Genomic DNA, 24,531 nt, shown 5'->3' on the forward strand with positions numbered 1-24,531 from the left:
AGTAAGAATCCAACAATCTGAAAGAGAAGGTATCCCGCATGTTTCCTATCATCCCTCCATTGTATCGTTCTCTCGCTGTTCTGCTGCTGGGCGCCGGTCTGTGCACCGGGACAGCTTGGGCGGCTCCTGTGCTGCCTCCGGCCCACCGTCCAGCGGTCCGGTCCGCCGTCCGGAAGGCCCCGGTCCTGCGCCGGAAACCCATTCCCCAGTTCACCACCCATTTCACCCAGGACCGCCCGGCTTCACTCCATCCCACCCTGCGCTGGAAGCCCATCCTGGGAACGGTCTATTACCGGATCCAGGTCTGGCTCCCCGATGGCTCTGCCTTGCCAGAAGAGCGGACCTATGTAGCAGGCTGCAGCCTGTCCCTCCCCCAGGGGACCCATGGCAATGTAAAGATCCGGGTCCAATCCTTCAATCTGGATGATACGCCCCTTTCAGAGCCCTCCTCCCTGGAAAATGTGTATGTGTCTCCCCAAAAAAGAGAAGCCCTGTTCCCCGTGCCCCTCAGCCGGTTCAACAGCGGCAACGGCACCACGCTCCTGTATCCTGTCTACAACTGGATTCCCCTCCACGGGATCCGGAACTATGAAGTGGAAGTGCTGAACACTGATGCAGTCTCTCCCGCCCGGGAAGCCTCCGACAGCCAGCTCCTGGAACGGGGCCGCTCCACGGGTTTCGACTGGTATGATGATGTCTCCCACTATGCTCCCTACACCATGTACTGGCGGGTCCGGGGCTTAGATGACAAAGGCGCTCCCGTGGGCCAATTCTGCCCGCCTCAGCCCATGACCGTCAATCCGGAAGCCGGCTATGAAGTCGGGACCCTGGGAGACAGCATTTCCCATGGCGGCGGAGACCTTTCCTATTCTCCCAGTGATTTTGCCTACAGCTACCAGTATTACCTGCCCTTCGACAGCATCAATCTGTCCCAGAGCGGAGATACCAGTGAAGCCACTCTGGAGCGGTTCGACCGGGATGTGCTGCCCTTCCATCCTCGGTATCTCATCATCATGACCGGCAGCAACAGCCTGCGGGGCTGGATCAGCGGAGAGAGCGTCATCGGCGATCTGAAGGGCATCCAGGACAAATGTGAAAACAATGGCATCACTCCGATTTTCATGACCCTGCCTCCAGTGAACCCGGCCAACATCAAGCTAGCTTTTGACGAACCCACGGCAGAAGGCTGGCGGGAAGAAATGGCCAAAGTGAACCGTTGGATCCGCAGCCTGCCTTGGTACATCGATTTGGGGACCCAGTTCGACGAAACCAGGGATCTTCCCACCCGGTATGCCCTGGACGGCCTCCACCTGAACTTCCGGGGAAAACGGCTGATGGCGCAGGCCATCACAGCACAGTGGGACGGGATCATGGCCAAGATCAAAGAAGCAAAGGAAAAAGAAGAGGAATAAAAAAACTGCTGCGTAAACGCAGCAGTTTTTTTATTCCTCAGCGAGGTTCTACCAATAATTTGATGGCGGTCCGTTCTTCCCCATCGATGTTGATGTCGATGAATGCGGGGACACAAACCAGATCCATCCCATGGGGAGCCACAAACCCGCGGGCAATGGCGATGGCCTTGACAGCCTGGTTCAAGGCACCGGCTCCAATGGCTTGGATCTCGGCTTTGCCGTTTTCTCTCAATACTCCTGCTAACGCACCTGCTACAGAATTCGGATTGGATTTTGTCGAAACCTTTAGTACATCCATGTTCGTTCCCCCTCATCTTATTGTATGAAATTTGGAAAATGTTCATTCCGTTGTCTTTCAATTACACCTGTTAAGAGAAGAACGTTTCCAAAATTCAATTTATGGATATTATAACATACTTTTAAAGTTTTGTTACAGATTTTTTTATTTTCACAAAGTTTTTACCTGTTTTTTAACAGGATTCCTTTTTGAGGAAGTATAGAAGAAGCGCTGCAAGAGTTTTGGCATCAAAAATATCCTCTGTAAGGACCATTTGCTTCACTTTGTCCTCGGGAATCGATACCACTTCCAGGAATTCATCCGGGTCCGGATGCATTTTCCCCTGCTGCAGCCCTTCCGCCAGGAAAAGGTGGATAGTCTCGTTGGTGAATCCCGGTGTCGTCACAGTGGAGGTCAGTTTGGTCCAGCGGTCTGCCGTCAGCCCCGTCTCTTCAGATAGTTCCCGTTTGGCACTGGGCAGGATCTCTTCCCCTTTTTCCAGTTTCCCCGCCGGGATCTCATAGATCACCGAATGGACCGGATACCGGTACTGTTTCACAAAGACCAGGCTCCCATCTTCCTTCACCGGCAGGATCCCCACCGCTCCCTGGTGCAGGATATATTCCCGGGTGGATTCATGGCCATTAGGCAGTTCGACTCGATCTACGAATAAATGGAGCAGCCGTCCTTCAAATGCCGTCCTGCTGGACAGCTGCTGTTCATCCAACTGTTTGTCATGCATGGTTTTCATGGACACAAGACTCCTTCATCTCTTTGAATTTGGCGGCCATGGCCAGGAGTTCCCTGGCATTTTCCCGGGCGGAGCGGGAGGTATTGGTGCCGCCGGTCATACGCATGATTTCCTGGATCCGCCCCTCTTCATCCAGCACATCCACCTGGCTGACGGTACTGCCTTTGTCGGCACTTTTGTGGATGTACAGCTGATGGTCTGCAAAACAGGCGATCTGGGCCAGATGGGTGATGCAGAGTACCTGGCGCTGCCGGGCGATCAGGGCCATCTTTTCCGCCATCTTCTGGGCAGTGACCCCGCCCACCCCAGTATCGATCTCATCGAAGATCATGGTGGGCACCCCGAATTTCTGCATCATGACCGTCTTCAGGGCCAGGGCGAACCGGGACAATTCCCCGCCAGAGGCGATCCGGCTCAGAGGCTTCAGGTCCATGCCTGCATTGGCAGAAAAAAGGAACTGGACACTGTCCTGGCCCCGTCCATGACATTCCGGCAAACGGGTGAACTGGAGATCCACCCGGCCCTCTGGCATAGCCAGGTCCCGGATATGGGGAAGCAGCTCTCTCACCAGACGGACTGCTGCCTTTTTCCGGGCTGCCGTCAATTTATCTGCCTCCGTCTGCATCTCCGCCTTCAAGATGGCCTCCTGTTTCCGCAGACGGCTGAGCGTGGATTCCAGGGACAGGAGCCCTTCGTATTCTGTCTGGGCCCGATACCGATAGGCCAGTACCTCTTCCAGGCTGCCCCCGTATTTCTGTTTCAGCCGGTACAGAGTATCCAGCCGTTCCTGGGCTGCTTCCAAGGTTTCCCGGTCTTCATGGTCTGCTGCCAGGATATCTCCCAGAGACTGGCGCACATCTTCCAGGGTTTCCCAGGCGGAATCCATACTATCTGAATAGGCTTTTAGTTCAGGCGCATAGTCCAAGACCCCTTCCAAAACAGACCGGGCGGTATTGATGGCATCTAGGGCACTAGGCAGGCTGTCATCTCCCCCTTCCAGATAGTGATGGGCTTCCCCTACGGCCTGGAGGATCTTCTCCTGGTTACTCAGTTTCCGGACCGTTTCCCGGAGCTGTCCATCTTCGCCCGGCTGGATCCGTGCCTCGTCGATTTCCTGGATTTCCTGTTCCAGCCGTTCCAAGTCTTCCGTCTGGTGAGCATCTTTCAACAGCCATTTCTTCACGGTTTCCCGGGCCTTGTCATAGGCTACGAATTTCTCCTGGTACTTTTCCAGGAGGGACGGCAGTTCCGGATCCAGATGATCCAGGATGGTCAGGGCTGCCCCAGGAGCCAGGAGAGTCTGGTTTTCGTGCTGGCCATGGATATCCACCAGATGGCTGGCCAGGCGGCTGAGCACATAGACCGGTACCTGACGTTCGTTCACAAAGGCCTGGCTTTTCCCAGCCGCCGTCACTTTGCGCCGAAGGAACAGGGTTTCTTCTCCCAGATCCAGATCCAGTTCCCGGAGGATGTCATGGACGGTCTCCAGCCCTTCGATATCGAATACAGCCTGGATCCAGTAAGCATCCGCCCCTTTCCGCAGGTAATCCACACTGGCCCGGCTCCCCAGCACGATGCTGAAGGCATCGATGAGGATGGATTTCCCGGCGCCGGTCTCCCCGGTGAACACATTGAAGCCCGGTGTAAAATCCACCCGCAGGTGATCGATCAGGGCAAAATTGTCCACTTCCAAGGAATTCAGCATGTCAGCGTCCTTTCTTGGCCATGAGACGGTTCTTCACAGTCTCCACATGATCTTTGCTGTCCACGATCAGCAGCACCGTATCGTCGCCGCCCACCGTTCCCAGCAATTCCTTCCAGTTCAGATGGTCCAGGGCATAAGCCACCGCCTGGGCCGTACCGGGCAGGGTGTGGAGGACGATCAGGTTCTCAGCAGAACTGATGGTCAAGGTATAGCCTCGGAGGGTATCTTCCAGCCGCTCCATGGTAAAGATCTTGCTGTCGTCTGAAGGGAAAGAATATTTATACCGGCCATCCTCATCCGGGACCTTGATCAGCATCATTTCCTTGATGTCACGGGAAACGGTTGCCTGGGTCACATTGAAGCCCGCTTCTTTCAGCGCTTCGGCCAAATCGCTCTGGGTCTCGATCTGCTGGTTCTTGATGATATTCTTGATGGCTTCCTGCCTGGATAATTTCATGCTGTTCTCAGCCTCCTATAAAATGGTCTGACCTTCATTCTTCAGCATCCTGTCCTGCCAGGTCGTATAGTAGGACAGGGGATTGATGCGCACGAACCGGGCATCGTTGGGACTTTTCTCGATCAAGGCCCGCTGGTTCCAGGCCAGTTGGCTCACCGTCATCCCGTCTGCAGAAATCAGGATCGTTTCATAGGGAGGACGGGGAGCGATTTCGATGGGGTGCGCCATGGGGATCACCAGGGGGCGGGCATGGAGGGCATGGGGGCAGATGGGGGTGATCAGGCTTACCTCCAGGCTGGGATGCACCACGGGGCCCCCGGCAGAAAGGGAATAGGCCGTGGAGCCAGTGGCCGTCGCGATGATCAGTCCATCCGACGGAGCGTTGGCCGTAGGTTCCCCGGCAATCTTCAGGCTCAGCCGGGTAAGGCGGGAGCGGTCGCTGCTTTCCAGCACCATGTCATTGAGGGCATGGGCTTTGCAGGTCATCCTGTCCCCCTGCCAGACCGTCAGCTGGAGCATATTCCGTTTTTCCATGGCATATTCCCCGTTTTTCACTTTCAGCAAGGTCGGGAACAGATCTTTGGCCTCTACCTCTGTCAAAAAGCCTAGTTTTCCCATATTGACACCCAGCAGGGGAATGTCCATAGGGGTCACATATCGGGCCGCCCGGAGGATGGTTCCATCCCCGCCCAGAGTCAAAGCCAGAGAGAGTCGGCTGAGGCTGGCAGGATCTTCCTGGTTGTAGGCAGAGACCCCGAAAGAGGCAGCGATTTCCTGGGGAAAAGCCAGAGGGATCTCCTGCTCCCGGCAAAATGCCGCCAATTTGGGCAGCCAAGCCCGTACCTTCTCTTTGGGCAGATTGGGAAACACCCCGATCCGCAGTTCCTTATCCATGCTGATTCCCCTCCATGCTGTTATTTCTCCAGGGTCTCATGGGATGCGGCGACCACTTCCCGGATCCGTTCCGGGCTCACAGCATCCTCTCCCTGTTTTCCCATGTAAAACAGATATTCGATATTCCCTTCCGGACCCCGGATCGGTGAAAAATCCAGTCCCAGGGGGATGAACCCTAGTTCCCGGGCCTGGCTGATGACTTTCTCGATGACTTCCAGATGGACCTCCGGATCCCGGACCACCCCTTTCTTGCCTACTTTTTCCCTTCCGGCCTCGAACTGGGGTTTGATCAGGGCAATGCCGAAACCGTCAGCCTTCAATATCTTGAAAGCACTGGGCAGCACTTTATCCAAAGAAATGAAAGCCACATCGATGGTGAACACATCCACCAATTCCCCCAGGGAATCGGCTTCCAGGAACCGGACATTGGTCCGTTCCATATTCACCACCCGGGGATCCTGCCGGAGCTTCCAGGCCAGCTGCCCGTAGCCCACATCGATGGCATAGACTTTGCTGGCTCCGTGCTGGAGGGCACAATCCGTAAAACCGCCGGTAGAAGCTCCCAGGTCCGCCACCACTTTCCCTTCCAGGGAAATGGGGAAAACTTTTAGGGATTTATCCAGCTTATAGCCTCCTCGGCTGACAAAAGGCATCTTTTTCCCCAAGAGGGTGATCTTGGCATCGGGTTTCACCATGGTGCCGGGCTTGTCGATCTTCTGGTCATTCACCAAGACTTCCCCGGCCATGATTACCGCCTGGGCTTTGCTCCGGGATTCAAAGAATCCCTGTTCTGTCAAAAATACATCCAACCGTTCTTTTTTCATAGTTCCTCTTTCCAGGCTTCCAGGATGGTCCCGGCAGCTCCTGCCGGATCCAGTTTCAGATCCTGGAGCAGCCGGTCCCGTTTTCCGTGGGGCACGTACAAATCCGGGATGCCCAGGTTCAATACCCGACAGTCTCGGAGACGGCGGAGCCGGTTCAGGAGATCCAAGACCCCTTCCCCGAAGCCTCCCGCCAGGGCATTTTCCTCCAGGGTCACCAGCAATTTTACCTGATGGCTGGCCGCTTCCAGGGCTTCCCGGTCCAGGGGCTTGATGAAGCGGGCATTGACCACCCCGACAGAAAGGCCCTGCTCTGACAGGAGATCTGCCACTTTATAGGCGGTATCCACCATGGTCCCCACAGCCCACAGATCAATCTGGTTCCCCTCCCGGAGGCGCTGGCTCTTCCCGATGGGCAGGGTGTGGATTTCCGGATCCAAGGGAACCCCCAGCCCGGAACCCCGGGGATACCGGAGCATGGAAGGTCCGTTGTATGCCAGAGAAGTCTTCAGCATATGGCGCAGCTCATTCTCGTCTCCCGGTGCCATGACCACCATGTTGGGCATCAACCGCAGGAAAGAAAGGTCATAGGCCCCATGATGGGTGCTGCCATCGTCTCCCACCAGGCCGGCCCGGTCCAGGCAGAGGGTAAAGGGCAGGTCCTGCATGGCTACATCATGGAGCAGCTGGTCGAAAGCCCGCTGGCTGAAAGTGGAATACAAGGCCACCAATGGATGGTACCCGTTGGCTGCCAGACCAGCGCCCATGGTCACGGCATGCTGTTCCGCGATCCCCACATCGAAGAACCGGTCCGGGTAATATTTGCCGAACACATCCAGCCCGGTTCCTTCCGGCATAGCCGCTGTGATAGCCACTACCTTCCGGTCCTTCTCTCCCAGTTCCACTAACGCATCGCTGAATACTTTGGTGTACGTGGCCGGAGCCTTGGGATCACTGGATTTCTTCCCGGTGGCGATATCGAAAGGTCCTGTCCCATGGTAGGCATTGGGCCTCTCTTCCGCCGGCTTATACCCTTTTCCCTTGGTGGTAAGCACATGGATGAAGACTGGTTCATTCAACTGCTTGGCCTTTTCAAAGGTTTCCATGAGAGCGGGCAAGTCGTGGCCGTCCACCGGTCCCAGATACTTGAAACCGAAATCTTCGAAAAGCATCCCGGGCACAAAGAAGTATTTGAAGCTGTCCTTCAGCCGTCCCACTGCCCGGGCCACGCTGCTGCCGATGGAAGGCAGGCTCTTCAGGAACCCTTCCACCTCTGTCTTCACCCGGGAGTACGTAGGATCTGTCCGGAGTTCTGTCAAATAGGACGAAAGGGCTCCTACATTCTTGGAGATGGACATTTCATTGTCGTTGAGGACCACGATCAGTTTCTTGTGCAGGTCCCCTGCATTGTTCAGTCCCTCCATAGCTTCCCCGCCGGTGAGGGCTCCGTCTCCGATGACGGCGATCACGTTGTAATCCTCCCCTGCCAGATCCCGGGCACAGGCAATGCCCAAAGCAGCGGAAATGGAGGTGCTGGAATGGCCAGTCCCGAAGCAGTCATACACACTTTCTGTCCGTTTGGGGAAGCCGCAAAGCCCCCCATACTGACGCAAGGTGGGGAACTGGGCCAGCCGGCCGGTAAGGAGTTTATGGACATAGGACTGATGCCCCACATCCCAGACGATTTTATCCCGGGGCATGGAAAACACTTTGTGAAGAGCCACGGTGAGTTCCACCACCCCCAGATTAGGGGCCAGATGCCCGCCATTCTTACTGGTCACCTGCAGGATTTCCTCCCGGATTTCCTGGCAGAGTTCCGGCAGCTGTTCATTGGGGATTTTCTTCAGGTCTGACGGGGCATGTATGGTTGGTAAAAGTTTCATAAAAGTCCGTCCTCCCCGTTCGTTTCATTTCTTCCGGTTGTACAGATACCGGGTGATTGCAATCAGGGGTTCCGCCTTTTCACCCAAAGGTGCCAGAGTCTCTTCTGCTTCCTTCAGGGTCTGGGCTGCCATTTCCTTGGCTTTTTCCAGACCGAACAAGGACACATACGTGGATTTGTGGAGTTTTTCGTCACTATGGGCCGGTTTGCCCATGACCTTGGCATCCCCTTCCACATCCAGGATGTCATCGGTAATCTGGAAGGCCAGGCCGAAGAGAGTGGCAAAATGTGTCATGGTCCGGAGGGTGTCCGCATCGGCCCCGCCCAGCATAGCCCCGCCTCGTACAGCTGCCACGAACATGGCGCCGGTCTTGGCTTCGTGGAGTTTCTTCATCTGTTCCAGGGTCAGCTGCTGGTTTTCCGAAGTGATATCCAGAGCCTGGCCGCCCACCATGCCGGTGGGTCCGGCACTCTTGGCCACCAGACGGACCACATCCAGGAGTACCTGGGGATCCACACCCCGCTGTTCCAGCATCACTTCAAAAGCTTGGGTCAGCAGGCCATCCCCGGCCAAAAGGGCCATGGCATCCCCGAATACCTTGTGGTTGGTGAGCCGGCCCCGGCGGTAATCGTCATTGTCCATGGAAGGCAGGTCGTCATGGATCAAAGAATAGGTATGGATCATCTCCAAACCAGCTGCCACTGCTACAAAATCAGTCCCGTTGGCCCCCACCGCATCGGCCGCCGCCATGAGCAGGATGGGCCGGAGCCGCTTGCCCCCGGCTGCCACCGAATACATCATAGCCTGGTCCACGGTGGAAATACTCCCCACTCCCAGCCGTACCTGCAGATATCCATTGACCAAAGCCCCCCGGCTCCGCAAATAACTTCTCAGTTCCATTATTCCTTCTCCTCCGGAAACAGGGCCAGGGCAAAATCATCCTGGCTGGTTTCCACGATTTTTTTTACGTCCTGCTGGACTTTCTTCAGCTGGGCCGCACAGTTCCGGCTCAGTTCCATGCCTTCTTTATAGAGAGCTACTGTCTGGTCCAGGGAAAGATCCCCGCCCTCCAGCTGTTCCACAATGGTTTCCAGCCGTTTCAGGCCCTCTTCAAAGGAAACCGTTTCTGCTTTTTTTCTGGGCATCATTCTATTCCTTCCTTGACCGTTTTCACCCGGGAAGCCACAACTCCCTGGGCAAAATGGGTCACCAGGGTATCACCAGGGCGCAGGTCCGACAGCTGCCGGACAGCCTGCCCCTGTTCATTTTCTGTAATGGTATAGCCCCTCTGGAGCACCGCAAATGGATCCAGGGCTCCCAGCTTGGCTGCCAGGAGGTCCAGTTTCTGCTGCCGTTCCTCCAGACGACGGCTGCCTGCCTGTTCCAGCTTCTGGCTCAGGCTGTCCAGGGTCTGGCCGGCGTTTTCCCACAGCCGTTCCGGATGGGTGAACACCCATTCTTCCTGGAGTTTCTCCAGGGCCCGGCTGCTGTCCATGAGTCGGCTCTCCATGGTCCGTTCCAGGCGCCGGACCAGCTTGGCCAGGCTTTCCCGGTCTCCGCTCCGTTCCGGCACCGCCAGTTCTGCTGCTGCTGATGGGGTAGGAGCCCGGAGATCCGCCGCAAAATCGCTGAGGGTGAAGTCGATTTCATGGCCCACCGCAGAGATCACCGGGATCTCTGATGCGGCAATGGCCCGGACCACCCGTTCATCATTGAAGGCCCAGAGATCTTCCATGGATCCGCCGCCCCGGCCTACGATCAGGATATCCGCCAGTCTGTGCCGATTGAGGAACTGGATGCCATGGACGATTTCCGCTGGAGCTTCCGTCCCCTGGACTTTTACCGGGTACAGCCGCAGCTTCACCGAAGGATCCCTTCGCCCGGCCACGTTGATGATGTCCCGGACCGCTGCTCCCGCCGGAGAAGTGACGATACCCACCACTTTGGGATAGGCGGGCAGGGGCTTCTTCCGGCTTTCGTCGAAAAGGCCCTCCCCTGCCAGCTTTTCCTTCAGCTGTTCATAAGCGATCATCAGGTTCCCAGCCCCCAAGGGCATCATCATATCCACATAGAACTGGTAGACCCCGTCCCGTTCATAGAGATCGATCCGGCCCACCCCTAGCACCCGGTCCCCATTCTTAGGAAGCTGTTTCAGGCGCCGGGCTGCTCCGGCGAACATGACGGCTTTCAGCAGAGTCTTGCCGTCCTTCAGGTTAAAATAGCAGTGTCCAGAAGGATACTGGCGGAAGTTGGACACTTCTCCCTGGATCTGGAGATTGGCGAACTCCGGTTCCTGCCGGAACAGCCCTTTGACGATCCGGGTCACTTCCGACACCGTGTAGATCTTTCCTGCAATCATGGTTCTCCCTGCCTTTCCCGGAGCACCGCTGCCCAGGCATTGCCTACGGCTCCGTCCACACTGTACCGGGGATCCGGGGCCCACAGGCCGATCTGCCGCCGGGCCAGATAGCCTTCCAGCTGCCGGCGGATTTCTCCGTTGGCGCTGACCCCTCCGGCCAGGAGTACTTGGGAAAGGTGCTCTTTTTCGCACACCCAGCCAATGGTCCTCGCCAGGGCTTTGCCGATGGCCCGTTCCACACCCAGCGCCAGCCCGGCAGGATCCGCTCCCTGCTGAATGGCCCGGAGAGCCTGGCTGCAAGGGCCGGACAGGGACAGTTCCCCGGCCTGGCTCCACACCTTCAGAGGATAGGCTTCCGAAGCGGTGTCTGCCAGTTTTTCCAAGGGAGCCCCTGCCGGAAACGGCAAACCCAGGGCCACTCCCACCCGGTCGATGAACTGGCCGGCGTGGAGATCGATGCTGGTACCCCGGGGTTCCAGGGCAAAAGTGCCTTCCGGCTGCCGCTCACAAAGGAGCAGATCCGTGGTACCTCCGGAAATATGGACCAAAAGGAACCGGTCCGGAGCCGTTTTCCCCACGGACCAAAGACCGGCAAACATATGATTATGCTGATGGGTGAATCGGTGGACCGGCACATCCAGCAGTTTCCCCAGGCTCCGGGCCATCCCCAGCCCAACCAAAAAGGCAGGCATGTAGGATTCTTCCCGGGGCCGTGGTTTGGCACTGACCCCGATGGCTTTTACCCGCACCCCGGACAGGTCCAGAGCTTCCAGCAGATCCGGCAGGTTCCGGGTATGCTGGAACACCATTTCCGACTGAGCCAGCCCCCGCCGTCCCGATTTCACAACAAGGAGACGGCGCTGATCAGCCAGGAGCTTTCCCTCCCGGTCCATCAAAGCCGCCGAAGTGGTATAGCAGCTGGTATCCAGCCCCAGCACCACTTCTTCAGCGGCCATGTTTCTTCACCAGGCTCCCCAAAAGGCCGTTGATAAAAGCGGGAGAATCATCTCCCCCATAGATTTTCCCCAGTTCCACAGCCTCATTGATGGCTACTGCCGGAGGCACCGGTTCCGGACTGCAGAACATTTCCCAGGCGGCGATCCGCAGCAGGTTCCGGTCGATTCCGTTCATCCGCTGGAGGGTCCATTTGGCGTCCAGGCCGTCCAGTTCCCCATCCAGTTCCGCCAGATGCTCCCGGACCCCGTTCACCAGATCCAGGGCATATGCCAGGTCCTTTTTCCGGGCATCTTGGATATCCTCTTCTTCCGCCATGGTTCGGACGGTTCCTTCCGGAGACTGTTCCGGAGAAAATTCCAGGGCAAACAAGCTTCTCAATGCAATGGTACGTGCTTCTCTTCTACTCATAGGGTTCTTGAACTCCTTTATTTATGATACGGAGGCAGCAGGTTGTCCAGCAGATCCACCAGATCTTCCCCTGCATCCATTTTATAGCCGATATAGAATCCCAGGCCGATACAGAACAGCAGGAACACCGTCCGGAAAAAGCCCAGGATCAGGAACAGGATGCCCACTACCAGGCCCACCGAGGCGCCAATGATCCGCCACCGGCTGGTTTCAAACAATTTGCGCAAAATTTCCTGCCACATGGTCCATCCTCCATCTATTCCTTCGCCTTGATATGCTTAAAATAGACTGCCACATCGGCTACATCCACGCCGATGACATTCATGATGTTTTTTTTCACCGTCCGTTTCACCTCGTCGGTAGTATCTGGGATATTGATCCCCGGTTCGATGGAAGCGTTGATCCGGACACTGAGCTGGTTCTCCTTCAAGAGCTTCACCCGGCATTTGGAGCCGAATACCCCATACACATCATTGGTGAAACCGGAAATGTAATCTTCCATGGCCCGCTGGCTCACATGGATCTTCCCATCCCGCTCATTCTCAAAGGTCAGGTCGTTGCTGCCGCCCCGGCTCCAGCTGGCAAACAGCAGCCGAAGGCTCACCAGCAGGATGACCGCCCCGCCGATGGTATATTCCCAGCGTCCGGGCACCCGGGCAGCAAATTCTGTCAGGTCGTGGACAGGGATCAGATTGATGCTGACGATGATGATGAGCACCGCCACCGCTGCCATGATGAGGGTATACAGGGTCAAGATGATCCGATCGAATATGCTCATGGTTCCACCCCCGCAGTCTCCTGGCCTCTGGGATCAGGTTCCTGGGCAGGTCCCGTTCCAGATTCCGTTTTTCCTTCTTCCGGCGGTTCCGGACGGTTTTCCCCGGCGGCAGTCCCTTCCGGCAGTGCCGGGCTCCCGGCCGGTTCTTCCTCCCATTTCTTCATCAGTTCATCCGTATCGTCTTTCTCTGCAAAGGCCTTTTCTTTTTTCTTCTTCACGCCTTCCACATGGATGTCCACCCCGGTGACTTCGTAGCCAGTCATGTTCTCCACGGCTTCCTTGACCTTTTCCTGGAGCTTGATGGCCACATCCGGAATGTTGAACCCGTAGGTAATGATCACATGGACCTCCACCCGCACCGTATGGCCTTCCGTATAGACCTTGATGCCCTTGGAGAAATTCTGTTTGCCCAGCATGTCCGTGAGCCCTTCCCGGATGCCCCCGCTCATGCCGTAGACCCCGTTCACCTCCGAAGCAGCCAGCCCCGCCACAATGCTCAGGACTTCGTCGGCCACCTTGATGGCTCCCATATCGTCCGTGTCCGGACTGTTTTCCAACTGCGCCTGCTGTTTTACTTCTTCGTCGTTCATAGGCTTCTCCTCAAACGCAAGTTTATTCATTTTAATTATTTTATTATACCATATCCCGGGGAATGTGGGTAGGGAGCGAGTCAGGGGGATTAAGTGGTTAAGTGGTCAGGTACAACCGTAGGGGGCGCAGGCCCGGCGCCCCGCTGTGGTCAGGTGGTTTTGGCATCAGAAATCCCACCTGGTCAGCCCGCCGCTCTTTACTCCCTGCCCATGCATCTGTTATGATAAAAGAAACAGCAGAAAGAAGGTGCCTGTCATGGCTTTCCCGTTCTGGCTTGCTTTCGTATTTTTTCTGGCTCTCCCGGTTTCTCTGGGCGAAGTGGCCCCGGTGGACCCTTCCCAGGCCGATCCTCCGGAAAAACAGGAACAGCGGAACACCCCCTGGCTGGAACTCCACGGGGACTACCGGTATCTCTACGGCAAGGGCCGGTTTGCCGCCCGGACCCCCGCCAACCTGAAAAAAAGCCGCTGGCCCCGGACGGATCAGGATGTGTTCCTGCTCCAGCGGCGGCTGCGGCTGTTCCCGGTGGTCCATACCAGCCAGGATACCCAGTTGAAATTCATGATCGAAGACAAACGGAACGACAAGGACCACACCCAGGACCACCATCCCACCCTGTCCCGGGCCTATCTCCAGCACGAAAACCGCCACACCAAATGGGAACTGGGCCGGTTCAACCTGTATCTCATGGACGGGAATGTTATCGACAAACGGGTGGACGGGATCCGTACCAGCTTTGGGAAGAATACGGATCCAGGCGGCCGGATCACCCTGTTTGCCGGCCAGACCACCGGAAACGACAACCTGCATCGGAAGACCGGCTGGTTTGCCCTGGAAGAAAAGCAGCTGGGAAAGCTGAACCTCCGGTCCGCCTTCCTGGATTTCCGGACCCGCCAGTCCCTGCCTGCCAGCCTGCCGGCCCTCCAGCAGCCGGGACTGGAACCAGGGGCCAGTGGCACCGGGTTCGACCGGCAGCAGATCTGGACCACCCGGCTGGAATACCAGCCCCGGGACCGGTGGCTGTTCGACCTGGAACTGCTGGGGTCCAAAGGCTCCCAGGGCCGGGACGGATACCGGGAGCGGAAAACCGGCTTTGTGGCCGCCGTAACCTACGGGGAACTGGATGAGCGGAAGGGCGGCACCTGGGAAACCTGGCTCCGGTATTACGACCAGCCCCAGTCCAGCATCCTCTACCACACCATGGACGGGGATACGGGATTCTTCCAGCGCCAGGGGTTCCGGGGCTGGGGCGCCCGGATGGACTATGTGGTATTTCCCGGACTGGTCTGGGCCATAGAAGGATTCCGGCTCCAGAACAGAAAAACAGGACCCTTCACCCGGGATTTCCGGGAGTGGGTCCTGGGGACCAGCGTAACGGCGTATTTTTAACCAAACCCTTCTTTGAGCCCCGCATAGTTCTCATAGCTGTCCCGCAGCATATGGATCACGTGGGCAGGGTCTTTTTGCAGCCAGTCCTGCCGCTTTTCCGGCATGATGGTGAACCAGGCCGGAGCTCTCAGGAGATTGTTCAGGGATCTGTACAACTGCTGTTCGGGGATTTTCTTCAGTTTCCCGGTCTCTGGCTGTACCTCATAGCCCTGGTCCCTGCCCTCTCCTTCGGCATTGACCAGGATTTCCAGCTGCCCGTTCCAGTCCATATCCAGCACGGCGATGTTCACCAGACCGTCCCATTGGGGGACCCGGTCCCACTGGTCCCGGTTGGCCAGAAGGATCTGGAGCTGGTACCGAAGAGCACCGGGGGCCAGGGGCCGGGGTTCGGAGACACCGCCGGGCCACTCATGTCTGTGGGGAAGGTCCCGTTCACAGGCCAGAGCCGGAGCTGCTCCCAACAACAGAACGAGCAGTCCCCAGGCGGCACGTTTTTTAATGGATCCATCCATTGTTCCCCCTCCCTTCTTCGGCTCTCTTTACCTTTCAACCATCTGGCTCACGGTTCCTCCTGCCAGGTCCATATCATTGATCCTTCCCTGGACATTCTTGAAGGTACAGTCGGTCAGTTCCACCCGGGACTGGCCCACGGCGAAAAGGGGGAGATTGGTGCTGGTGTCTTTGAACAGGGTCCGGATGATTTTCATATCCCTGCACTCGATGGCATTGATCAGGCCATAGGTGCAGCTGCGGATCACACTGTCCCGGAGGGTAACGCTTTCGCAGCCCAGGGCTTCGTACCCATAGGTCCCGCACCCGTACAGGTCCAGATTTTCCAGCCCTGCGTCCTGCACCAGATCCAGTTTCAGTACGGCTCCGCTGCAGCGGCCAGCCTGCAGGGAATGGCCGACCCGGAGATGGGCCAGCCGGAAGTTCTGACAGTTCCGGAAATGCAGCACCGGAGTATAGGGATCCTCTGTTACGATTTCTGCCGTGATCTGCTCCGTATCCTGGCCCCGGATGGTGAGATCCTGGAATCCGGCCAGCTCCAGGTCCTCATAGGCCATATACAGGCCTGGAGGGCTCATGGGATTCCAGGGGAATCTGTGGATCACCTGGTCCGCAGCGGTGCTGGCCAGCCAGGTGGACAGGTTATAGCGGCCCGGTGCCAGGATGACTTCCGTATGGTCATCCAGGGCCTCCATCATTTCCTTGACATTGTGGACCAGGACGGTTTTCCGGGGAGCAGCAAAACCCCCGGCTGTCAGCCCCAGAACCAGGACCAGACACAGCAGCAGAGCCCGTATCAGGTCCGTCCATAATTTACCGATCCGTTTCATCAACTGTCACCTCCCTGTTCCTCCCGCACCACCAGGCTGCCGTCTTCTCCGCTGAGCTGGAGGATCTTTCGATGATACCCCTTCCGGTCGTAATAGGACAGGCCGGTGGCCCGGGCCGTCCCTTCCAGATGTATGGGATAATTGTACCGGCTGCCCGGTTCCAGATTTCCCAACGGTTCATCCGTTTCCACCTGCCAGGTCACCTGACCGCTGTCACTGACCTCCGCCACCTGGAGGGTGAGCAGGTGCACATCCTCCAATCTCTCTCTGGGAGTCACCGCCAGCATGGGTTCGCCAAACTCGCTGTCCTGGGTCAGGGACAGCTCCACACTCCCTTTGCCCCGGCGGGCCAGGGACTGCCAGGACAGTTTTTCCACCTTGCCCATCAGGTTTGCCTGCAGTTGCTGGAACTGCCCCGGTGTCATGGGCTGTTTCTCCGACAGGGCCCTGTCCGGGACGCCAAGGGTGTTCCAGTACACCTCCACTTTTTCCACAGCTGGATCCCAGTGGGTGAAGTAATAGCTTTCACACACCAGATTCCCATCTCCATCCAGATGATACTCCCCCAGTATGGCAAGGCCCACACCCCCGGACCCCTGGTTCAGGAACCGTCCCTTTCCCAGAGGATACCAGGCGTTCCGGTACAACCCGCTGAACACCCGGTGGAGCCGGCCATCCCGGAGGGTGAACAGGTTGGTGATCCGGTTGTTCTGGCCCGTCAGCAGTTCCGGCTCCCCGTCCCCATTGCAGTCCAGCAGCTGGTACTTCACCTGTTCCAGCCCCTGGGCCGGGGAAAGTTCCCGGATTCCCTCCCAGACGGCCACCAGGTCTTCCTGTTCCTCCCCATAGGAGTCAGGTCCTCTGCCTCCCTGGATCATATCATACAGGGTGTCCAGTTTCCGGCCATAGATTTCTTTTCCGCCGGAAGCTCCGGCCAGGACCGGCAGGCCAGTAAGAAAGGCTATGAGACACAGACAAGCCAGCTGACTCCAGACATCCTTTCCTTTCATGGCTCCTCCTTTTCAGAACTTTCCGCCACCTCCGCCATGATCCTCGTCGGTACTGTCGGCCTTGGCGTTTTCGCGGCTCTTCTTCGGCTTACGAAGGACCGTCATGTACAGGTAGTTGTCCGCATTTTCTTCCAGCTGGAAGCTGTCCCGGTCCAGATAGACCCCGGCTTCCAGAGCCGGCATCACATTGTTCATCTGGCCGATGAGGATCCGGCGCACCAGGAATCCGATGCCCAGGGACACCGCTGCCGCAATGGCCAGAGCCAGGGGGTTGAAGGCATTGGCTGGATCGTAGGGTTTGCCTTCTTTCTGGTAGTAGGCCAACAATTCATCCGCCCCTTTGGCAAACTGTCCGAAAGCTTTCGGATAGTTGTTCTTTTTCAGGGCCGGCAGGAATTTTCCGCTGAGAGCCTTGATACCGGCTTTGTCGGTGATCATTTTCCGCATATTGTTGTCGGTGGAAATGTACCAGTCCCGATCCTTCATGGACAGGAGCAGCACCATATTCCCCTTTAACCGGCTGTCTTTGATCTTGTCCAGCATCCCATTGGCGAACTCTCCGGGTTTCACGTTTCCGGTGTTTTTTACCGTGACCACTGCCAGACGGACCTGGTATTTCTGGTTCACCTGGTCCAGGGACTGCTGGAGGACTTTCTCTTCCTGGGGCCGCAGGAGATCTGCCTGATCCAATACCAGGGCAGAGGCTGCCGATCCGGGAACCGCCATGCCCACCAGCAACACCAGGAGGGCCAGGATGCGCAGGTACTTCTTCATGATGACCTCCTTACGTCAAGAACATCTTTGCCACAAAATACAGGGCCGGTGTGAGGATGGCCGCCACAGCCCCCATGACCATCAGGGATTTCTGGTTGTCATAGGGCAGTGTCCCCACCATCTTCCCGGTCTGTCCGTTCATCATAAAGGTGTAGGGTTTGTCCTGATACCGGGTGGTCAGGATCCACACCGGAGCCAGGGCATAGGCCACCTGGTCTTCATCCTTCCGGACCACGCTGTCCTTGAGGATGGTCCGGTCATGGCCCCTGGCCTTGACGGTTTCTTCCAGCACCCCTACGGCGGACCGTTCCACCCGTTCATCAGCCCGGGGCACGGAAGCTTCCGCATCCACATCGTATTTGTCCGCCAGGAAACCGGTGAGATAAGCCGGGCTGAAGGGCACCATCTTAGAATAATCGAAAGGTTCGATGCTTTCCATATAGGTATCGTCCATTTTGCTGGACCCGTCCACCGGAATCTTGTGGAAACTCATCCGGCCACTGCGGATGCACTGGAACACCCGGGTTTCCGTAATGATCTCATCGCTGGTTTCCATTACATTGTCGTCTTCCCCCTGGAAGTCGGCACTGGCATGGATTTTGGAATCGAAGAGCCAGAAGGGCACGTACATGGGCTGGATGTCCTGGACCCGGTTGTTGGCCGTAAAGGCCGCCGGCAGCAGGCGCTTGCCCTTGTAGAATTCCTTCAGGGCCGCCACCGCATCGTCCTTGGTCTTGGTAAAGGGGATCACGTAATCCGGCTTCAGCATGCCGCTGAAACGGTTGGGCATCATGGTGGGATTCCCGCAGTAGCAGCATTCCGTGGCCAGAGTGTTTTCGTCACAGACGATTTCCGCACCGCAGGCGGAACAGGTAAAGGCTTTCAGGACGGAAGCTTCTTCCGTGCTCCATTCCTTGCCGGCCATCTCCGTATTCCAGCGTTCTTCCTTTGCTTCCTGGGCGGCTGCCGCCCGTTCCTGCTGCCGGGCAAAGAGGGCTTCCATCTGGGCCACGTCCAGTTTGGTATCGCAGTAGGGACAGACCACCTGGCTTGCCCCTGGCTGGAATTCCAGGGGCCCGCCGCAGTTGGGACACTTGTAGGCAACAGAGGTATCGGTCATTTTCACTCACCTCCTGTTTCAGCTCTTGTCGTTGTCGTCAAAGGGATCTCCGCACTGAGGGCAGAATTTGGGGGGATGATGGGGATCGGGGGGCTGCCAGCCGCATTTGTCACAGCGGTACAAAGGCGCATCCTCCGGTTTTTTGGCTCCGCAGTTCATGCAGAATTTCCCCTGGTTTACCGTGCCACAGCCGGGACAGGTCCATCCCTGGGGCTGGGCTTTCGGCTTAGGAGCGCCACATTCCATACAGAACTTCCCGGTATTCCCTTTGTGGCCGCAGGCGCAGTCCCAGGTCCCTGCCGGTTCCGGCTTTTTGGCGCCGCAGGCCATGCAGAACTTCCCGGTATTGCCCTTCTGGCCGCAGCTGCAGTCCCAGCCATTGGGAGCCGCCGCTCCTGGGGCAAACCCATTGGGCTGACGTGGTGCTTCTGCCGGCGGTGGGGCCGGCTGCTGGGCCGCCGCCTGGCCTGCCAGGGCCTGGAACATGTTCGCCCCGGCATTCCCTGCCATATTCATGCCCATGAACCCGAAGGCGGCTCCGGCGTTCTGGTTTCCTGCCGCTATCCTCATGGAATCGGTGCTGGAATCCACTACGGCCCCCATGGCTATCCGGGGATCGCTGCCCATGGTCATGCCCATCTGGACCTTCTGGATCTTTTCTTCATCCGCTTCATTGGCTTTGATATTGCTGATCCCGAAGGAAACGATTTCAATGCCCCGGAGATCCCGCCATTTTTTGCTCAGGACATCGTTGAGGGCTTCCGCCAGTTCAAAGGTATGGGCCATGATTTCCGTGTAGTCGATCCGCTGAGCGCTGAGCTGGGCAAAAGCCGGTGCCAGGGCCATGAGCAGTTCGCTTTTCATCTGGCTGTCCAGGGTTTCCCTGCGGTATTCGTCGAAATCGTTCCCGGCCACGTGGGTATAGAACAGGATGGGGTCCGTGATCCGGTAGCTGTATTCTCCGAAGCACCGGAGCCGGATGGTCAGCACCTGGCCAGTGGTATCATCCTTCACCTTGAAGGGGATTTCGCTGGGGGTCCCGTATTTGTTCCCGATCAGTTCCTTGGTATTGAAATAGTATACCCGCTGATCCTTACCGGTATCCCCGCCGAAGGTGAACCGTTTCCCCAGCTGTTTGAAGATGTCCTTCACATTGTCTTTCAGATCCCCGGTGAAGATGGAAGGTTCAGTGCTTTTGTCGTAGGTGTATTCCCCCGGTTCTGCACACAGATCCACCACCTTGCCGTTTTCCACGATCATCATGCACTGGCCGTTGTTCACAGCGATCCGGGATCCGTTGCTGATGATGTTGTCGTCGCCCTGGTTGGAGCTCCGGCTCCCGGTCCGTTTCTGGCCTTTCATCATCAGGATGTCCGGTGCCATCTGGCAGTAGAAAAACTCTTTCCATTGATCGGCCAGCACGCCGCCTACAGCGCCCATCCCTGCTTTGATCAGTCCCATAATTTACCTCTCTTTCTTCAATCCGTTCCTATTTTCCATATCTTCTACACTCTTCCCTCTTTTCTCCCCTACAGATCCATCCGGTACAGTTTGGCTTCGCCTTTCTCCCGGCTGATCCGGCGGTAGATCAGGATGGAATCGTTTTTCATGGGGGTGAGGATTTCCATGGTCAGTTTGGGTTCTGTCTTGAATTTCCCCAACAGCTTTCCATCCTTCTTGCGGAAAATCCAGTAGATGCCGCCTTCTTGTCCCAGCACCACCCGGTGCTCTGTGACCACGTACCCACGGCCTTCTTTGGTAAGAGGTCCCTCAAAGGACTGGATCAGCTGTCCGTCCTGCAGACTGTACTGCCGGACCACATTTTGATTTTCACCCTTGTCGTTTTTCATATACCCCATCAGGTATAATCCGTCCTTGTCCGCCCATTGTTTCTTGATGTTCAGCCCAGCCTTCCTTATCGCCTCTACGGTAAGGAGTTCCTTCCCCTTGGTAAGGGTCCCTTTGTCCAGGATCCCGGTCCAGTAGTCCCTTTTTTGGGTAAAGACCACATCCTTCCCCTGATCGATGGGAATCAGAGTCGTGCCGGTGAAATCGGTGGGCACCATGGTCTTTCCGTCGTAATAATGCCAATAGGAAGCTTCATTTTTCTTTTCACGACTTTTATAGTCCCCTTGTTTGTGCCAGTCATAGACAGTTCCGTTGGATACCACCAGTTTGTCCCGCCAGTAGGCCCGTTCATCCAGCACCTTCAGGTCACTGAGCGTCTCATCCTTGAAACTGACAGACCGGAGTTTGGTCCGGTATGTTTCGTCCTTGTTGTCGAAGCCGAAGAAGTAAATCCGGTCCCCGTCCACCGCCAGGGTGTCCGTCCACAGGATCTGATCCTTGAAGGTCAGCCCGGTATATTCATAGATGTTCACCGTCCGGCCGTCTACTTTAAAACTGGATGCCACCGGGGTGCTGATTTTCTTCCGCACCGGCAGGTCGGCGTTGGGGTCTTCAGGGGTTCCCCCGCCCCCGTTTCCCCCACCGCAGCCGGATGCCAGGACACACAGTGTCAATGCTCCCAACAGAATTTGTTTCCATGTCTTTCTCATCATGTGCTCCTTTCTCCAGATATCCGTTCGTTCTCTTTCTGCTTTTATTGTACAGAATTTTCAGAAGAAACGCACTGTACTAAAGTACAGGTTTTGGTAAAAAAGGGGGTGTGAAAAAATACTTTTTCACACCCCGTCACTAGTCACTAGTCTCTAGTCACTAGCCGATGGAAGCCAGCTGACGCTAGCGAAATAAAGGCGCTGGGGATGATTTTTTCACAGCGCCTTATTTCCTGTCTATCCGAATCCTCCCCTGCCCTTCCGGCTTCCTGTATGCCTCGCTGACGCCCTGTTTCTGGACGTAATCAGCCAGGATGTCCACTTCGGACAGGCCCGGTTCCGCTACCAGGGCGGTGTCCCGGAACATGGTATAGCCGTTGCCCCCGTCACTGAGGATGTAGCTGGTCCCGGCCACCAGATAGTCTTCCGCCGGATCCAGGAGTTTGCCGCCGATCATCACCTGGCGGACCCTCCGTTCCCCTTCCACCCGGGCGAAATTTCCCTGGTCATCCAGTTTCACCGGTGAGGGGATGGCCGGATCGTAGACAAAGGTCAGACCGGATACCTGAAGGAACCCGCCATTTTCTTCCGGTGCGTGGGATACGCTCAGTTCCAGGGCATCCAGCAGCTGCTGGCCGGAAACGCTGCGGAGCACTGCCTGGTTCCCAAAGGGGAACAGGGTCAGAAGGGTCTTCCGGGTCCAGGCGCCCCGAGGCAGACCGGACCGGAAGGAGCCCCCGTTGATCAGGGCCGCATCCGCCTTGAAACAGGTCCGGAAAGCATCTGCGGCAAAATCCCCCAGATTGGTTTCCTTCTGGCGCACGGCCCGCTGGCCCTCCAGGGAATCCACCAGTTCCACAGAGGATTCTCCCACCTTCTGGGACAGGGCCCGGTCCACTTTGGCCATTTCTTTCCGGACCAGTTTCTCCACCTGGGGATCCGGCTCCATCAGTTCCCGGACCAGTTCGCCCCGGATGGTACCGTCATCTTCGATGACCATACGCCCCAGGCTTTGGAGTTTGGTGCCGGTCTGGGCCACCGGGATCATTTTCCCGTTCCGGTCCGGATAGAACACTTCGTACTGTTCGTGAGAATGGCCGTCGATGAGCCCGTCCACGCCGGTTACATGGGCCAGGAGTGCCCGGCTGCTCCATACGGGGATGGAACCGTCACTGCCCAGATGCGCCACCAGGATCACCGTATCCGCCCCTTGTTCCCGTGCTTCCTCCACCGTATCCTGGACCTGTCTGTAAAGCTTCACCCCTGCTTTGTCCTCACAGAATCCATAGATAAAATGGCCTTTTTCGTCCTGGAAGAACCGGGGCGTGGACGACACCAGGGTACCGGGGGTGGTGACCCCGATAAGCGCCACCTTCCGTTCTTTGAAGGGAAAGATCCGGTAGGGGGCCAGGACGGGTTTCCCGGTATCCAGCCGGACGAAGTTGCAGCTGGTGTACCCGCAGTCCAGTTTTTTGGCCAGGGACAGGAATTTGTCCATGCCGTAATCGAATTCATGGTTGCCGGGAATGGCAAAATCATAGCCCGCCCCATTCAGGATCCGGACCATGGCCCGTCCGTCGGTGAGTTTCCCCAGGGGTTCCCCCTGGATGGCATCTCCGGCGTCCAGGAGCAGGGTCTGGGGATTCAGGGCTTTCTGTTTCTTTTTATAAGCCGCCACCCGGGCCAGGGTCAGGTTCCTGTCCACCCCGCAATGGATGTCGTTGGTGTGGAGTATCACCACCTGGGCCCAGGCCTGGAGAGGCAGCAGAAGGGCAAAGAGGGCGGCAGAAGCGCCGGCCCGCAGGAATTTCTTGCGGTTGAGCATGGTTTTCTCCTCTCTTTTTTACAGCCGGTCAAAGACTTTTTCCACCATGGGCCACAGCCGGTCCTGATCCACGGCAAAGACGATCCGGGCCTTCTGGGTACCTTCCGGTCCAACGCCCCGGTAAGCCAGCGTATCTCCATAGCCCGGTCCGTACTGGTCATTCACATCCACCGGCAGGGTTTCTTCCCGGGTGATCACCAGGGGATCGATGACCACGGCAGCGGCCAGCACATCCCAGATATAGCTGGAAAAGCCCGGATCCTGCTGGAACAGAGGCCCTGCCCAGTAATCCTTCCACATGGCACGGGCCCAGGGCTGGGTGATTTTCCCCGTAAGCACCTGATATTCCTGCCGGCTCAGTTTGGCCGTATTGCATACATCCAGCGGCAGGAACACCTGTTCCGTCCAGGGTGCCCGGTACACTTTCCGGGCCGATTCCGGATCGATCCATACATTGAATTCTCCGTGGGGCATCACATTGCCTTCCACCATGAAGGCTCCGGCCATGTACACCACCCGTTTCACCTTTCCGGCAATGGACGGATCCCGGTCCAGGGCTGCCGCCAGGTTGGCTCCACTGCCAATGGCCACCAGGGTCACCTCTCCAGGATTCTTCCGGATGGTCCGGACAATGAAATCGGCTGCCGCCTCCTTCCGGGGCTGCAGTTCCGGTTCCCGGTGGTACCGTTCCCGGTATACCTGCTGCCAGGAAGCCGGACGGGGATAGCCGGCGGCTCCTTTATGGCTGTCGAAATTCTGTCCGTACAGGCGTTTTTCTTCCGCCATATGGGCAAACCGGTCTTTCCGGGTGGGTTCATTCACCCCCATGAACACCGGGATATCCTTCCGTCCCATCCCTTCCAACTGACGGATGGCCGCTGCGGTCCCGGTTTCCACCCAGGTGTTCCCAAAGACGATGGTCACCCCTTCCAGCTGGATGTTGGGGGCCTGGGCCAGCATCATCATGGCCACCCCGTCATCCAGCAGTTCCACCATATCCGTATCCAGGATCACCTTTTCCTTCTCAGCCGCCAGCCCCCGCCCCAAAGGGGCCAGGACCGCAAGCGCCAGGATCCCCACAATACGAAAGAATTTTCTGAAATCATTCTGTATCTTCATTGTCTTCACCTCCTGTCTCCAGTATACCGGAAGCAGGAGATTTCCGCACTGTACTAAAGTACAGGGTTGAGAAAAATGGAGGGGTTTTGCACAAAAAGTACAA

General features: G+C 57.2%; 26 protein-coding genes. 2 read left to right on the forward strand and 24 right to left on the reverse strand.

Annotation, left to right across the window (positions count from 1 at the left end):
* Window positions 1-38: 38 nt before the first annotated feature.
* Window positions 39-1,412: an SGNH/GDSL hydrolase family protein gene (locus tag ACTUHY_RS00780; protein ID WP_442826217.1), complete on the forward strand. Its 1,374-nt coding sequence runs from the start codon at window positions 39-41 to the stop codon at window positions 1,410-1,412.
* A gap of 37 nt (window positions 1,413-1,449) precedes the next feature.
* On the opposite strand, the gene ACTUHY_RS00785 is transcribed toward ACTUHY_RS00780, so the two are convergent.
* The 15 genes from ACTUHY_RS00785 to ACTUHY_RS00855 form a co-directional block, all read right to left on the reverse strand.
* The gene (locus ACTUHY_RS00785) at window positions 1,450-1,710 is read right to left on the reverse strand and encodes a stage V sporulation protein S (protein ID WP_012938234.1); all 261 of its coding nucleotides are present in this window, start codon (window positions 1,708-1,710) and stop codon (window positions 1,450-1,452) included.
* 172 nt (window positions 1,711-1,882) lie between these two features.
* Window positions 1,883-2,440, reverse strand: coding sequence for an NUDIX domain-containing protein (locus ACTUHY_RS00790; RefSeq protein WP_442826218.1), 558 nt, complete (start codon window positions 2,438-2,440; stop codon window positions 1,883-1,885).
* Window positions 2,424-4,145, reverse strand: coding sequence for a DNA repair protein RecN (gene recN, locus ACTUHY_RS00795; RefSeq protein WP_442826219.1), 1,722 nt, complete (start codon window positions 4,143-4,145; stop codon window positions 2,424-2,426). The genes ACTUHY_RS00790 and recN overlap by 17 nt, the downstream gene beginning before the upstream one ends.
* Window position 4,146: 1 nt before the next feature.
* Window positions 4,147-4,602 (reverse strand): arginine repressor, encoded by a 456-nt coding sequence (gene argR / locus ACTUHY_RS00800; RefSeq protein ID WP_442826220.1) that lies wholly within the window; start codon window positions 4,600-4,602, stop codon window positions 4,147-4,149.
* A gap of 15 nt (window positions 4,603-4,617) precedes the next feature.
* Window positions 4,618-5,496 carry an NAD(+)/NADH kinase gene (locus tag ACTUHY_RS00805; RefSeq protein WP_442826221.1) on the reverse strand — a complete coding sequence of 293 codons (879 nt, stop codon included), beginning with the start codon at window positions 5,494-5,496 and terminating at the stop codon, window positions 4,618-4,620.
* A gap of 20 nt (window positions 5,497-5,516) precedes the next feature.
* Entirely contained in the window at window positions 5,517-6,320 is an 804-nt protein-coding gene (locus ACTUHY_RS00810) for a TlyA family RNA methyltransferase (protein ID WP_442826222.1), read from the reverse strand.
* The gene (gene dxs, locus ACTUHY_RS00815) at window positions 6,317-8,200 is read right to left on the reverse strand and encodes a 1-deoxy-D-xylulose-5-phosphate synthase (RefSeq protein ID WP_442826223.1); all 1,884 of its coding nucleotides are present in this window, start codon (window positions 8,198-8,200) and stop codon (window positions 6,317-6,319) included. Before dxs ends, ACTUHY_RS00810 begins: the two co-directional genes overlap by 4 nt.
* Before the next feature lie 24 nt (window positions 8,201-8,224).
* Window positions 8,225-9,100: a polyprenyl synthetase family protein gene (locus ACTUHY_RS00820; protein ID WP_442826224.1), complete on the reverse strand. Its 876-nt coding sequence runs from the start codon at window positions 9,098-9,100 to the stop codon at window positions 8,225-8,227.
* The gene (xseB, locus tag ACTUHY_RS00825) at window positions 9,100-9,348 is read right to left on the reverse strand and encodes an exodeoxyribonuclease VII small subunit (protein WP_278674074.1); all 249 of its coding nucleotides are present in this window, start codon (window positions 9,346-9,348) and stop codon (window positions 9,100-9,102) included. Before xseB ends, ACTUHY_RS00820 begins: the two co-directional genes overlap by 1 nt.
* Window positions 9,345-10,559, reverse strand: coding sequence for an exodeoxyribonuclease VII large subunit (xseA, locus tag ACTUHY_RS00830; RefSeq protein ID WP_442826225.1), 1,215 nt, complete (start codon window positions 10,557-10,559; stop codon window positions 9,345-9,347). Before xseA ends, xseB begins: the two co-directional genes overlap by 4 nt.
* Window positions 10,556-11,515, reverse strand: coding sequence for a Kae1-like domain-containing protein (locus ACTUHY_RS00835; protein ID WP_442826226.1), 960 nt, complete (start codon window positions 11,513-11,515; stop codon window positions 10,556-10,558). The genes xseA and ACTUHY_RS00835 overlap by 4 nt, the downstream gene beginning before the upstream one ends.
* The gene (gene nusB, locus ACTUHY_RS00840) at window positions 11,505-11,924 is read right to left on the reverse strand and encodes a transcription antitermination factor NusB (protein WP_278674069.1); all 420 of its coding nucleotides are present in this window, start codon (window positions 11,922-11,924) and stop codon (window positions 11,505-11,507) included. The genes ACTUHY_RS00835 and nusB overlap by 11 nt, the downstream gene beginning before the upstream one ends.
* Before the next feature lie 17 nt (window positions 11,925-11,941).
* Entirely contained in the window at window positions 11,942-12,166 is a 225-nt protein-coding gene (locus tag ACTUHY_RS00845) for a DUF2273 domain-containing protein (protein WP_278674068.1), read from the reverse strand.
* Window positions 12,167-12,180: 14 nt separating this feature from the next.
* Entirely contained in the window at window positions 12,181-12,702 is a 522-nt protein-coding gene (gene amaP, locus ACTUHY_RS00850; protein WP_278674067.1) for an alkaline shock response membrane anchor protein AmaP, read from the reverse strand.
* Window positions 12,699-13,292, reverse strand: a complete 594-nt coding sequence (locus ACTUHY_RS00855; RefSeq protein WP_442826227.1) for an Asp23/Gls24 family envelope stress response protein — start codon at window positions 13,290-13,292, stop codon at window positions 12,699-12,701. The genes amaP and ACTUHY_RS00855 overlap by 4 nt, the downstream gene beginning before the upstream one ends.
* 256 nt (window positions 13,293-13,548) lie before the next feature.
* On the opposite strand from ACTUHY_RS00855, the gene ACTUHY_RS00860 reads away from it, so the two are divergent.
* Window positions 13,549-14,682, forward strand: a complete 1,134-nt coding sequence (locus ACTUHY_RS00860) for a hypothetical protein (RefSeq protein ID WP_442826228.1) — start codon at window positions 13,549-13,551, stop codon at window positions 14,680-14,682.
* Here the strand turns inward: ACTUHY_RS00860 and ACTUHY_RS00865 are convergent.
* The 9 genes from ACTUHY_RS00865 to ACTUHY_RS00905 all read right to left on the reverse strand — a co-directional run bounded on the left by ACTUHY_RS00865 (window position 14,679) and on the right by ACTUHY_RS00905 (window position 24,428).
* The gene (locus tag ACTUHY_RS00865; RefSeq protein WP_442826229.1) at window positions 14,679-15,194 is read right to left on the reverse strand and encodes a hypothetical protein; all 516 of its coding nucleotides are present in this window, start codon (window positions 15,192-15,194) and stop codon (window positions 14,679-14,681) included. The two genes, ACTUHY_RS00860 and ACTUHY_RS00865, sit on opposite strands and share 4 nt — an antisense overlap.
* Window positions 15,195-15,221: 27 nt before the next feature.
* The gene (locus ACTUHY_RS00870) at window positions 15,222-16,022 is read right to left on the reverse strand and encodes a right-handed parallel beta-helix repeat-containing protein (RefSeq protein WP_442826230.1); all 801 of its coding nucleotides are present in this window, start codon (window positions 16,020-16,022) and stop codon (window positions 15,222-15,224) included.
* Entirely contained in the window at window positions 16,022-17,032 is a 1,011-nt protein-coding gene (locus ACTUHY_RS00875) for a hypothetical protein (RefSeq protein WP_442826231.1), read from the reverse strand. The genes ACTUHY_RS00870 and ACTUHY_RS00875 overlap by 1 nt, the downstream gene beginning before the upstream one ends.
* 12 nt (window positions 17,033-17,044) lie before the next feature.
* A complete protein-coding gene (locus ACTUHY_RS00880) occupies window positions 17,045-17,806 on the reverse strand; it encodes a TPM domain-containing protein (protein ID WP_442826232.1) in 762 nt (253 codons plus the stop codon).
* A gap of 10 nt (window positions 17,807-17,816) precedes the next feature.
* Complete coding sequence (locus ACTUHY_RS00885) at window positions 17,817-18,926, reverse strand: TFIIB-type zinc ribbon-containing protein (protein ID WP_442826233.1); 1,110 nt, start codon at window positions 18,924-18,926, stop codon at window positions 17,817-17,819.
* Window positions 18,927-18,944: 18 nt separating this feature from the next.
* Window positions 18,945-20,387 (reverse strand): SPFH domain-containing protein, encoded by a 1,443-nt coding sequence (locus tag ACTUHY_RS00890; protein WP_442826234.1) that lies wholly within the window; start codon window positions 20,385-20,387, stop codon window positions 18,945-18,947.
* A gap of 68 nt (window positions 20,388-20,455) precedes the next feature.
* Window positions 20,456-21,484 (reverse strand): hypothetical protein, encoded by a 1,029-nt coding sequence (locus ACTUHY_RS00895; protein WP_442826235.1) that lies wholly within the window; start codon window positions 21,482-21,484, stop codon window positions 20,456-20,458.
* 226 nt (window positions 21,485-21,710) lie between these two features.
* The gene (locus ACTUHY_RS00900) at window positions 21,711-23,309 is read right to left on the reverse strand and encodes a bifunctional metallophosphatase/5'-nucleotidase (RefSeq protein WP_442826236.1); all 1,599 of its coding nucleotides are present in this window, start codon (window positions 23,307-23,309) and stop codon (window positions 21,711-21,713) included.
* 18 nt (window positions 23,310-23,327) lie between these two features.
* Window positions 23,328-24,428: a nucleoside hydrolase gene (locus ACTUHY_RS00905; RefSeq protein ID WP_442826237.1), complete on the reverse strand. Its 1,101-nt coding sequence runs from the start codon at window positions 24,426-24,428 to the stop codon at window positions 23,328-23,330.
* Window positions 24,429-24,531 lie beyond the last annotated feature (103 nt).

Source organism: Acidaminococcus nyctereutis, from assembly GCF_052216985.1.
In the GTDB taxonomy this organism is placed as follows: Bacteria; Bacillota; Negativicutes; order Acidaminococcales; family Acidaminococcaceae; genus Acidaminococcus; species Acidaminococcus fermentans_A.